Consider the following 11,324-nt stretch of genomic DNA (forward strand, 5'->3'; position numbering starts at 1 on the left):
TCCTCCAAAAGGGCCGCCAACAAGACAGCGAACACCTTTTGAAGAGTTCTGACTAATTGTTCCTCCAGCTCTTTTAATAAAGGCCATTCTGTGGTAAAATGTTTCATGGACTCTCTCCCTCCTGTTTTATTGATGTTGGTCATCACCATCATAGCAGGGAGAGAGTCCTTTTTGCATGACATTTGCTTTTTTCTACCGCGCTTCGCTTGGTGGCCCCGACGAGCGTCGCGAACAAAAGTTCGCAACCCTCGTCGGGGAATCATTCCTGAATGTCACCCACAAATATTTTACTCACACGGTCACAAAAATAGGGAAAATTTTTGGTAAGAAAAAGGGATGCGTCGCCACATCCCTTTTTCTTATTGAAATGGAGTTGGTGGAACATCGCTTTGTTTGAAATAGTAACGAATCGCTTCGACAATCCGCTTCGATGCCCAACCGTCACCGTACGGATTTGACGCTTTCGCCATTTGCTCGTACGCTTTTTCGTCTGTTAATAGCTCGGCGGCTAGCTTGTAAATCGTTTGTTCGTCCGTCCCCGCAAGCTTGAGCGTTCCGGCTTCGATGCCCTCCGGTCGTTCAGTTGTGTCGCGCAAGACGAGTACAGGCACGCCAAGTGAAGGGGCTTCTTCTTGAACGCCGCCTGAATCGGTTAAAATGATGTGCGCTCTTGCCGCAAAGTTATGAAAGTCGATCACATCTAACGGGTCAATTAAATGAATGCGTTCATCGTTTCCTAATATGTCGTTCGCTAACTCGCGCACAACAGGATTTAAATGAACAGGATAAACGACTTGCACGTCATCGTAATTTTCAACGAGCCTTTTCACTGCACGGAACATGTTTCGCATCGGCTCGCCAAGGTTTTCACGACGATGCGCCGTCAACAAAATCATGCGGCTTCCCGCCACTTTTTCTAAAATCGGATGCGTATACGTCTTCCGCACCGTTGTTTTTAACGCATCAATTGCTGTGTTGCCTGTGATAAAAATAGCTTGCTCTGGCTTATTTTCTGCCCGTAAATTTTCCGCTGCTTTCGCGGTTGGGGCAAAATGTAAGTCAGCTAATACCCCGGTTAATTGGCGATTCATTTCTTCTGGAAACGGCGAGTATTTATTCCACGTTCTTAATCCCGCTTCTACGTGCCCAACAGCAATTTGGTTGTAAAACGCTGCAAGGCTAGCGACAAATGTCGTTGTCGTGTCGCCATGAACGAGCACGATGTCAGGCTGTACTTTTTTCATGACATCGTCCAAGCCAGCAAGCGCCCTTGTCGTAATATCGACAAGCGTTTGGCGCTCTTTCATAATGTTTAAATCATAATTCGGTTGAATGCCAAAAATATCGAGCACTTGATCAAGCATTTGGCGATGTTGTGCTGTCACAGTCACAATCGATTCAATGTCTTCGTGCTTTTGCAACTCTAAAACGAGCGGAGCCATTTTGATCGCTTCCGGTCTCGTTCCGAAAATAGTCATCACTTTTCGTTTATTCATCACGCCCACCTTACTTCGTTCCGAATAGACGGTCTCCAGCATCGCCAAGACCTGGCACAATATAGCCGTGATCGTTTAACTTTTCATCTAATGCAGCAATATAAATATCGACATCTGGATGCGCTTGTTGCACCGCTTCGACTCCTTCTGGTGCAGCGATTAAACACATAAATTTAATGTTTTTTGCGCCACGTTTTTTTAACGCACGAATGGCTTCCACAGCGGATCCACCTGTCGCAAGCATCGGGTCGACGACAATGAAGTCGCGTTCTTCAACATCCGTTGGAAGTTTCACGTAATATTCGACCGGTTTTAACGTCTCTGGGTCGCGATATAAGCCGATATGTCCAACTTTTGCGGCTGGAATAAGCTTTAAAATGCCGTCAACCATTCCGATTCCTGCACGTAAAATTGGGATGATGCCTAACTTTTTCCCTGCGATCACTTTCGCTTTTGCTTTGCTGACAGGCGTTTCAATTTCAACTTCTTGAAGCGGCAAATCTCGTGTAATTTCAAATGCCATGAGCGTCGCTACTTCTTCGACAAGCTCCCGAAACTCCTTTGTTCCTGTATGTTTATCCCGAATGTATGTAAGCTTATGTTGAATTAACGGATGATCAAATACGTACACTTTACTCATGTCAATCGCTCCTTTTTCATATGCATTCTTGTAAATTTTACATAAAAACAGACGATGATTCAACCGAAGAAAAGGTGCCCCAGCCGGGACACCTGTCGTTATACGTACAATGGGAATTTTTCAGTTAATGCTGCAACGCGGTGGCGCGCTTCGTCTAATTTTTGTTCATCGTCTTTATGTTTGAGCGCAATGGAAATGATACGCGCAATTTCATCCATTTCCTCAAGGCCAAAGCCGCGGCTTGTTACGGCTGCTGTACCGATACGAATACCACTTGTGACAAACGGGCTTTCTGGATCGTACGGAATCGTATTTTTATTCACAGTAATGCCGATTTCATCAAGCACTTTTTCAGCAACTTTTCCTGTTAATCCGATTGAACGTAAGTCAATTAACAATAAATGGTTGTCCGTTCCACCAGAGACGAGCGTAAACCCTTCTGCCGTTAACGCTTCTGCTAAACGTTTCGCGTTGTTCACAATGTTTTGCGCATATGTTTTGAAATCATCTTGCAACGCCTCGCCAAGTGCGACAGCTTTGGCAGCGATGACATGCATAAGCGGACCGCCTTGAATGCCTGGGAAAATCGCTTTATCAATTTGTTTCGCAAATTGCTCTTGGCATAAAATCATTCCCCCACGTGGGCCGCGCAATGTTTTATGCGTCGTTGTCGTCACAAAATGAGCATACGGAACAGGATTTGGATGCAACCCTGCCGCGACAAGCCCAGCGATATGTGCCATATCAACCATGAAATAAGCGCCTACTTCATCGGCAATTTCACGGAACTTCGCAAAGTCAATCGTGCGAGGATATGCGCTTGCCCCAGCAACGATTAATTTCGGTTTATGTTTTAATGCTTTTTCACGAACGTCATCGTAGTTAATACGGTGCGTTTCCGGATCGACGCCATACTCAATAAAATTGTATTGTATGCCGCTAAAGTTAACCGGGCTTCCGTGCGTTAAATGCCCTCCGTGTGATAAATTCATGCCAAGTACCGTATCACCGTGCTCTAAAATCGTAAAATATACAGCCATGTTCGCTTGCGCCCCTGAGTGCGGCTGAACATTTGCATGCTCAGCTCCGAACAATTGTTTTGCACGCTCGCGCGCAAGCTCTTCAACGACGTCGACATGTTCACAACCGCCGTAATAGCGACGCCCCGGATATCCTTCTGCATACTTGTTCGTTAATACCGATCCTTGCGCTTCCATGACCGCTTCGCTAACGAAGTTTTCTGATGCAATTAATTCAATTTTCGTTTGTTGTCGTTTTAATTCATCTTGAATAGCTTGAAATACTTGCGGATCTTGCTGTGACAAGCGACTCATCGACAATCCTCCCCTAAAGTGTGAATATTCTTTTTTATCTTAACACATTTTCAAATGAAAAAGTGAACAAATTTAACCGATTGAACATGATTTGTTCGCCTTTTCTTGCGAATAAACGGCGCGTTCGCCCCCGATCAGTTTCGGTCGTGTTTTCGCCAATGTGAGCGTCGCATGTCCAATTTGTTTGATCGATGTTCGCACAGGAACAGCGACATGCTTTAAATGCATACCGATTAATGTAGCGCCAATGTCGATGCCCGCATCCGCTCGGATATGTTCAACAACGACTGGATCGCGGAATTGCGTATATGCATATGCCGCCATCGCTCCACCAGCGTTGCGGACCGGAATGACGGTCACGATGTCAAGCTGCTTTGTCGCAGCTGTTTGTCGTTCCACAACTAATGCGCGGTTTAAATGTTCACAACATTGAAACGCAAGCTGTACTCCTGTTTCGTCGTGCCACCGTTTTAATTCTTGAAATAACATGGCCGCCACGTCCATCGTTCCCGCCGTCCCAATTTTTTCTCCAATGACTTCACTTGTGCTACATCCAATGACGACAACATCTTTGTCCGTTAGCGACACTTGTGCACGAAACTCAGCTAGCGCCGTCTGCCATTCATTGCGCCATCGTTCCATGTCCGTCACGCTACTCCCACCTTTATTGCTCATTTTCATAAGCAGAAATTTTTTGAATGCGTTTTTCGTGACGGCCTCCTTCAAACGGAGTCGTCAACCATACTTTTGCAATTTCTCGCGCCAATCCCGGTCCAATGACGCGCTCTCCCATCGCTAATATATTGCTGTCGTTATGCTCGCGTGTCGCTCTTGCACTAAATACGTCGTGAACGAGGGCACAACGAATTCCTTTCACTTTGTTTGCTGCGATGCTCATGCCAATTCCTGTTCCGCAAATTAAAATCCCGCGGTCAAATTCCCCACTCGCCACTTTTTGCGCAACCGGCAACGCATAATCTGGATAATCGACCGATGTTTCACACTCACAACCAAAGTCTTTATATTCGATCCCCATTTCATCCATTAGTTGTTTTATTTCCTCACGAATTCGAATGCCACCATGATCTGATGCAATCGCTACTTTCACGTTTAAACCCCTCCTTATCGTTATAAAGAAAAAGCCGTCTCTTTTCATTTTAACGGGTCGAGACGGTCTTTTCATCATTTATTATGCTTACAAACGAAAACGGGCAATCGTTTGTTTTAATTTTTCTGCTTGTTCTCCAAGTTCTGTCGCTAGCTCGCGCATGCTTTCAATGACCGCTGTTTGTTCTTGTGTCGCCGCTGTCACTTCTTCAGCACCGGCCGACGTTTGTTCGGCAATCGCCGCAACTTCTTGCGATTGAACAGATGTTTGTTGAATGTATTTCGTTTGTTCATCGACAAGTTGGGCAATTTGTTTCACCGCTTCTGCCACTTCATGAATCGATGCGCTCATATGCGAAATCGCTTCGTTTGTTTCATTTCCTTTTTTCGCTTCGTCATTCGCTTTTTTCACTTGCTCTGTAATTTGATTAACAACGTTTGCTACTTCATGCTGAATGTTTTGCACGAGCTCAGAAATGCCTTGTACCGCTTTGGCGCTTTCATCTGCCAACTTTCTTACTTCTTCCGCAACGACAGCAAAACCTTTCCCATGTTCACCAGCACGTGCCGCCTCAATCGAAGCATTGAGGGCGAGTAAATTCGTCTGCCCTGCAATATCTCCAACGAGCGAAATAATTTGCCCGACTTCTTTCGCATGATCTTCTAAACGTCGCACAACATGTAATGATGCTTCGTTGTTTTTCGCTAATTGTTGAATGCCCACAATAAGTGAGCCGATGACGCGACGGCTTTGTTCAAGCGTTTCGACCATATCCGTCGATAGCTTTTCAGACTGCATCGCTTTTTGTTGTACATTTCCTGCGATCGCTAACACATCTTCCACCGCTTCTGCCGTCGTTTGCATCGCAACCGCTGAATTGTCCGCTCCTTTTGAAATTTCATCGATCGTGCGCGCAATGTTTTCCGCTTGTTCCGCAGCGACGCGAGACACGTTTGTCATCTCTACTACTTTTTCATTCGTATGCGCAAAATTTTGTTGAATGTTTTGCACCATTTCACGCAAGTTCCGCAACATATCGTTAAACGCGAGCGCAAGCGAACGAATTTCATCATCGGATTTTGGCACAGGCACATCTTGTCCAATTTCACCTTCCGCAGCTTTTAGCGCCGCTTGCTCCAGTTGAGAAAGCGGTTTCGTAATAAAGCGCGCTGCAAAATACGCTAAGACACCTGACCAAAAAATACCGAGAAGCAACGTCAAAATTGTAAACGTATTTTTACTAAACGGAAGCCATTGCTTTGCGTAGTCGTAAAGCACATAAATGTAAAAAGCGCTCGTTGAATACGTAATGATTGCTAATACGGTTGTAAAAATGGCTAGCTTTTTTTGTAAGCTAAATGTGTATTTTCCCCCCATCATACATCCCCCTCGCTTTATAGCTTTTCATGGAGCTTTTCGATTGCTTGTTCGAGCTCATCGCGCGTTTGACGATACACGTCGATGGAGCCACCAAATGGATCAACGACATCTTTATCGTCCCCAAGAAATTCATGTAACGTAAACGTTTTTCCTTCTGCCCCTGGGAAGCGCGCTAACACATGTTGTTTATGACTTTCGGTCATCGTCAACACGTACGTCGCCCAATCAATATGTTCTTCCGATAATAACGTTGCACGATGGTCAATATCGATTCCTTTTTCAGCGAGAGCATCTTTCGCATGTTGTGAAGCGTCACTTCCATCAAACGCAAAAATGCCGGCTGATCTCACTTGCACGTGTGGCAATTGTTTATGCTTTAGCAACGCTTCTGCCATCGGACTGCGGCACGTATTTCCTGTGCATACAAACAAAACGTTCGTTTGGTTCACTGATTCACACCTCGCATCATTTCCCACATGTTTACTATTATTATAAAGCAAACCGTTGGACAAAATATAGAGAAAAAAAGAAAAAAAGAACCGGAAACCCCCCAGCTCATAGCGGAAATAAAAGTTTGCACGCAAACAAAAGTAAAATGGCGCCACCTAGCGCCTCGCTATATGTACCTAAACAGCGTTGAAAGCGCCGCCCAAGGAGCAAACCGATCCATGTTAACACCATGCTCGTAACTCCAAACGACATGACCGCTAATACGATCTCTACTCCGTAAATCCCTAAACTGAGTCCGACAGAAAAACTGTCGAGGCTGACGCTAAATGCAAATAAAAACAAACCGATGCCAACGGGCCTCAGCCAACGTTCTTGTTCATGACGAAACGAAGCGATGACCATTTGCACACCAAGAATAAACAACAATCCCCCACCGATATACGTCGCCATATGACCGAGTTGGATCGATAATAGCTGCCCAATCATCATGCCTGCTAAAGGCATAACGATATGAAAGAAACCTACTGTTAAACCGATATAAGCAATTTGTTTCAAACGAAGCCGAAGCAAACCCATACCTAAGCTGACTGAAAATGCATCCATCCCTAACGCAAATGCCATCATCGCTAATGTGATCATTTCCCCAATCATACGAATGCCCCCTTAGGACGTGCCTTCACGTTAACATATGCACATCCTAAGGCGTTTAGACGTCATTTTTCCACGACTTGTTCATGACCTGCTGCTTTTAATAAACGGTTCATAATGGCTACACCCATTCCTTCATTCGGGAAAGACTCGCTATAAATGATATCCACATTCGTTTTATCAAACGCTCGCAGCACATCATATAAATGTTGAGCAACCGTTCGCAAATCGTTCCGTCGTCCGCAAGGAATGACAATGTCAGCTTCATATGTGTGACGACGTTCTTCCGTCGTCAACACCCCTACTCTTAAGCCGTTAGCGCGCTTTTCATTCACGAGTTGTTGCAAAAATGTCGAAGAACCGTTCACGACAATTAACGGTGCTTTCGGAGCATAATGTGTATATTTCATTCCCGGAGATTTCGGCACCGCCCCTTTTTCCACAAGCGCACGATCAATATCCACCACACCGATCACCTGTTCAATGTCCTCTTTTGTTACGCCACCCGGTCGTAAAATCGTCGGAATCTCTGTCGTGCAGTCAATAACCGTTGATTCAACCCCGACTCCTGTTGCCCCTCCATCGACAATGGCCGCAATGCGCCCATCTAAATCATCAAGCACATGTTTGGCTGTCGTCGGACTCGGTCTTCCGGAACGATTCGCACTTGGCGCAGCAATAGGCAAACCGCTCGCCTCAATGAGCGCAAGGGCAATCGGATGATTTGGCATGCGAACGGCTACCGTGTTCAGCCCAGCAGTTACACGTGGAGAAACGGCTTCTTTTTTTGGAAGAATAAGCGTTAGTGGACCAGGCCAAAAATGTTTCATCAATATGTGTGCGACAGAAGGAATGTCGTAGGCAATATCGTGCAGTTGCTCTTTTGTCGCAATGTGGACAATAAGTGGATTATCGCTCGGTCTTCCTTTCGCAACAAAAATGTTTTCCACAGCAGTTGTGGACATGGCGTTCGCCCCAAGACCATAAACCGTTTCTGTCGGAAAGGCGACAAGTTCACCTCGCTGTAAATACGAAGCAGCTTGCAAAATTTGTGGATAAGTATTTAAATCATCCACATTTTTATCCACAAAAAACACATGTGTCTTCAACGTTTTCACCTCATAAATATTCAAATCGCTTGCTTTTTTATCAACATTCCACACGCATTTTACAACTATTTTGTTCAATGAGTATAAAAGATTCACACAAAACAAACAACGATTGTCCACAAATTGTGAGTAAGTTTGTCGTTTTTGTTGATAATTTTGTGGATATGTTATTGAATAAGCTTCTTCCATACTTCCGCAACGAAAAATTTCACTTCGATTTGCTGCTCGTCTTCCACGACAAGCGGTTGTTCATCCATTCGTTCTTGTTCCTCTATTTGCTTTTCCACAGGACGAACAGCTTCACCTGTGGAAAAGTCGAGAAAACAGAGCGGAGGGAACAAGACGCACCACCAGTTTGCTCCTTCCCCTTTACCGAGCGTAATTAATACAGCATCATACTCACCTGCTGGATATATATATGATCCGTATATTTTCGTCGGAAATGACACGCGTCCAAACGTCACGTTGTACGATTGATCACTCTTCTTCTCACGGAGAACGCGAGCGACCGTTTGTTCAATGTCTGGCACATGTTGGGCAATAACTTGTTTCGCTTCTTCAAATGATGTTAAGTCGCTAACCCATGTTGTTATTTGTTCATTTACTGCATCGCGAACCGCGCGTTTTAACGCTTGATCCTCTGGCGAATCGCTATTTGCTAAAATGCGCAACCGTACCGCTTCGTTTGGGATCACGACATCGCTTTGCGCCTCTGTTTGTTGCCCATATATCGTGACAATGCCCCCAATCATCACGATTGTCATATATAAAATGATAACGTATTTGTTCATCGTTTACCTCCCCTTTCTTGTTATGCAGTGTAACCAGAAAGAGAAGTTGATAAACTATGAAAATAAAAAATATAAGAAAGCTTCCGATGTTACTCGGAAGCGAGATCAGCGATGACAATGCGCTCTTTGCCGTTTATATCAAACAGGACGTCAATGCCCGCCGAAGGAAATGCTTGTTGCAACATCGTTTGCACCGCTTGCCCTTGTCCGTGACCGATTTCAAACGCAATAAGCGCCTGTGGGGTAACGACATGCGGCAGTTCGCTCGCTAAACGACGATAAAATAACAACCCATCTTCGCCACCGACGAGCGCTCGAAGCGGCTCTTTTTGCACGATAGGCGATAGCACCGGAATATCGTGCGCTGGAATGTATGGCGGATTAGAAACGACGACATCGACTTGTATGCCTCGGCCGATGATCGGTTGCAGTAAATCCCCTTCTAACCAATGGACGCGAGCGCCAAGCTGCTCGGCATTTCGCTTCGCCACTTCAAGCGATGAAGCAGAAATGTCCACGCCGTACACATGCCACGTTGGGCGCTCTAACGACAACGTCACTGCAATCGCTCCGCTTCCCGTTCCGACATCAACGACGGAAAGCGGCTTTTCGGTTGTTCGGGCAAGCACATGAGAAACAAGCTCTTCTGTTTCTGGGCGCGGAATTAATACGTGTTCATTGACGATAAACGTCCGTCCATAAAACTGTTCATATCCGACTAAATATTGAATCGGGATATGCTCTAGCGCATGTTTTTTTACATCCGCCATAAATGTTTGTTTGCACGTTTCATCGATCGGCTCGCGCAAATTGGCAAATAGTTGCGCACGCGTCATTTGTAAATGATGACGCAATAACCATTCCGCTGCCGTTTCTTCCTTCCCGTGCTCTCGGAAAAAAGAAGAAGCCCATTGGAGGACTTCATATATTTTACTGCTCATTGTTCGCTTGCTCCAATTTTTTCGATTGATCGTCTAAAATGAGCGCATCGATAATTTCATCTAATTTTCCTTCTAACACTTGATCAAGTTTTTGAATCGTCAATCCGATCCGATGATCGGTGACGCGATTTTGCGGAAAGTTGTACGTGCGAATCCGCTCGGAACGGTCGCCTGTTCCGACCGCTTGTTTGCGCGTTTGGTCATACTCCGCGCGCGCTTCTTGTTGGTATTTATCGTAAATGCGTGCACGCAATACTTTCATCGCTTTTTCTTTATTTTTAATTTGCGATTTTTCATCTTGGCAAGACACGACAATGCCTGTTGGAATGTGGGTTAAACGAACAGCTGACATCGTCGTATTGACGCTTTGCCCGCCCGGACCGCTCGATGCAAACGTATCGACACGGATATCTTTTTCGTTAATTTCAATTTCGATTTCTTCCATTTCCGGCAAGCAAGCGACTGTCGCCGTTGACGTATGAATGCGCCCACCTGATTCCGTCTCTGGTACACGCTGAACGCGATGGGCACCGTTTTCGAACTTCAGCTTCGAGTACGCTCCTTTTCCTTGAATCATGAAAATAATCTCTTTATAGCCACCAAGCCCTGTCGGATGTGCTTCAATCACTTCTGTTTTCCATCCTTGCGACTCGGCATAGCGCGTATACATGCGATATAAATCGCCTGCAAAAAGCGCCGCTTCTTCTCCACCTGCCGCTCCGCGAATTTCCATAATGACGTTTTTATCGTCATTCGGATCTTTTGGGAGCAACAGTACTTTTAACCTTTCAACAAGCTGTTCTTCGCGCTCTTCTAGCTCGCTAATTTCTTCTTTCACCATGTCGCGCATATCCGGATCAAGCTTTTCTTCAAGCATCGCTTTCGCATCCGCCAACTGCTCGCGCACCGATTTATATTCGCGATACGTTTGTACCGTCTCCGCTAAATCGGACTGTTCTTTTGAATAATCGCGTAGTTTTTTCGGGTCATTTAATACTTCTGGGTCCATTAATAGTTCATTTAATTTTTCATAACGGGCTTCTACCGCCTGTAAACGATCGAACATTTTTCTCACCTCGACTTTTCATTATATCATAAACGATCATATGAAAAAACTCGCCCTTATGGACGGAGTCAGTCAAGACTTTGTGGAGAACATTTTTTCGGTTCACTACGGGTGTTGTCAATCACTAGTTAGCGAACCATTTTCAGGAATTGATATCGTAAGCGCTTTTGGACTCTCATCCCTCATCTTGAAGTGATGATATTGTATTCCATTTTTTTACACCCAACCAAAATCCCGAAGCGCCGACAACGCTTGATGGATCGGCGTCCCGGATGACCGCTGCAGACACGGTAGATTCTGACGCACCACATCTGCCCACAACCGTCCTGCCTTCCGTTTGGCCTGTTCAACCCGCTTGGAC

At 45.3% G+C, this 11,324-nt stretch carries 12 protein-coding genes and 1 pseudogene; all 13 read right to left on the bottom strand.

What is annotated here, in order from left to right; genetic code table 11:
- Positions 1-359: 359 nt before the first annotated feature.
- Complete coding sequence (gene wecB / locus LH47_RS12880) at positions 360-1,496, bottom strand: non-hydrolyzing UDP-N-acetylglucosamine 2-epimerase (protein WP_043968146.1); 1,137 nt, start codon at positions 1,494-1,496, stop codon at positions 360-362.
- A gap of 10 nt (positions 1,497-1,506) precedes the next feature.
- Positions 1,507-2,136, bottom strand: coding sequence for a uracil phosphoribosyltransferase (upp, locus tag LH47_RS12885; protein ID WP_043968148.1), 630 nt, complete (start codon positions 2,134-2,136; stop codon positions 1,507-1,509).
- A gap of 98 nt (positions 2,137-2,234) precedes the next feature.
- A complete protein-coding gene (glyA, locus tag LH47_RS12890) occupies positions 2,235-3,470 on the bottom strand; it encodes a serine hydroxymethyltransferase (protein WP_043968150.1) in 1,236 nt (411 codons plus the stop codon).
- A 72-nt stretch (positions 3,471-3,542) separates the two neighbouring features.
- Positions 3,543-4,112 (bottom strand): TIGR01440 family protein, encoded by a 570-nt coding sequence (locus LH47_RS12895; protein WP_235341149.1) that lies wholly within the window; start codon positions 4,110-4,112, stop codon positions 3,543-3,545.
- Between the two features lie 22 nt (positions 4,113-4,134).
- Positions 4,135-4,578, bottom strand: a complete 444-nt coding sequence (rpiB, locus tag LH47_RS12900; RefSeq protein ID WP_043968154.1) for a ribose 5-phosphate isomerase B — start codon at positions 4,576-4,578, stop codon at positions 4,135-4,137.
- 87 nt (positions 4,579-4,665) lie between these two features.
- On the bottom strand, positions 4,666-5,955 hold the full coding sequence (locus LH47_RS12905; protein WP_407637166.1) for a methyl-accepting chemotaxis protein: 1,290 nt from the start codon (positions 5,953-5,955) through the stop codon (positions 4,666-4,668).
- A 17-nt stretch (positions 5,956-5,972) separates the two neighbouring features.
- Positions 5,973-6,407: a low molecular weight protein arginine phosphatase gene (locus LH47_RS12910; protein ID WP_084221337.1), complete on the bottom strand. Its 435-nt coding sequence runs from the start codon at positions 6,405-6,407 to the stop codon at positions 5,973-5,975.
- 106 nt (positions 6,408-6,513) lie between these two features.
- On the bottom strand, positions 6,514-7,059 hold the full coding sequence (locus LH47_RS12915) for a manganese efflux pump MntP (protein WP_043968158.1): 546 nt from the start codon (positions 7,057-7,059) through the stop codon (positions 6,514-6,516).
- Between the two features lie 62 nt (positions 7,060-7,121).
- Positions 7,122-8,165, bottom strand: coding sequence for an L-threonylcarbamoyladenylate synthase (locus LH47_RS12920; RefSeq protein WP_043968167.1), 1,044 nt, complete (start codon positions 8,163-8,165; stop codon positions 7,122-7,124).
- 167 nt (positions 8,166-8,332) lie between these two features.
- The gene (gene spoIIR, locus LH47_RS12925) at positions 8,333-8,956 is read right to left on the bottom strand and encodes a stage II sporulation protein R (RefSeq protein WP_043968160.1); all 624 of its coding nucleotides are present in this window, start codon (positions 8,954-8,956) and stop codon (positions 8,333-8,335) included.
- 89 nt (positions 8,957-9,045) lie between these two features.
- Positions 9,046-9,897: a peptide chain release factor N(5)-glutamine methyltransferase gene (prmC, locus tag LH47_RS12930; protein ID WP_043968162.1), complete on the bottom strand. Its 852-nt coding sequence runs from the start codon at positions 9,895-9,897 to the stop codon at positions 9,046-9,048.
- Positions 9,887-10,963, bottom strand: a complete 1,077-nt coding sequence (gene prfA / locus LH47_RS12935) for a peptide chain release factor 1 (RefSeq protein ID WP_043968163.1) — start codon at positions 10,961-10,963, stop codon at positions 9,887-9,889. The genes prmC and prfA overlap by 11 nt, the downstream gene beginning before the upstream one ends.
- Positions 10,964-11,179: 216 nt before the next feature.
- Positions 11,180-11,324: pseudogene (locus LH47_RS15525) on the bottom strand (UPF0236 family protein); the annotation flags it as partial.

Source organism: Anoxybacillus thermarum (assembly GCF_000836725.1).
GTDB lineage: Bacteria > Bacillota > Bacilli > Bacillales > Anoxybacillaceae > Anoxybacillus > Anoxybacillus thermarum.

Excerpts from the sequence above, each read along its gene's own strand:
- wecB (WP_043968146.1), bottom strand. The coding sequence starts at position 1,496 with ATGAATAAACGAAAAGTGATGACTATTTTCGGAACGAGACCGGAAGCG.
- upp (WP_043968148.1), bottom strand. The coding sequence starts at position 2,136 with ATGAGTAAAGTGTACGTATTTGATCATCCGTTAATTCAACATAAGCTT.
- glyA (WP_043968150.1), bottom strand. The coding sequence starts at position 3,470 with ATGAGTCGCTTGTCACAGCAAGATCCGCAAGTATTTCAAGCTATTCAA.
- LH47_RS12895 (WP_235341149.1), bottom strand. The coding sequence starts at position 4,112 with ATGGAACGATGGCGCAATGAATGGCAGACGGCGCTAGCTGAGTTTCGT.
- LH47_RS12905 (WP_407637166.1), bottom strand. The coding sequence starts at position 5,955 with ATGGGGGGAAAATACACATTTAGCTTACAAAAAAAGCTAGCCATTTTT.
- LH47_RS12915 (WP_043968158.1), bottom strand. The coding sequence starts at position 7,059 with ATGATTGGGGAAATGATCACATTAGCGATGATGGCATTTGCGTTAGGG.
- spoIIR (WP_043968160.1), bottom strand. The coding sequence starts at position 8,956 with ATGAACAAATACGTTATCATTTTATATATGACAATCGTGATGATTGGG.
- prmC (WP_043968162.1), bottom strand. The coding sequence starts at position 9,897 with ATGAGCAGTAAAATATATGAAGTCCTCCAATGGGCTTCTTCTTTTTTC.
- prfA (WP_043968163.1), bottom strand. The coding sequence starts at position 10,963 with ATGTTCGATCGTTTACAGGCGGTAGAAGCCCGTTATGAAAAATTAAAT.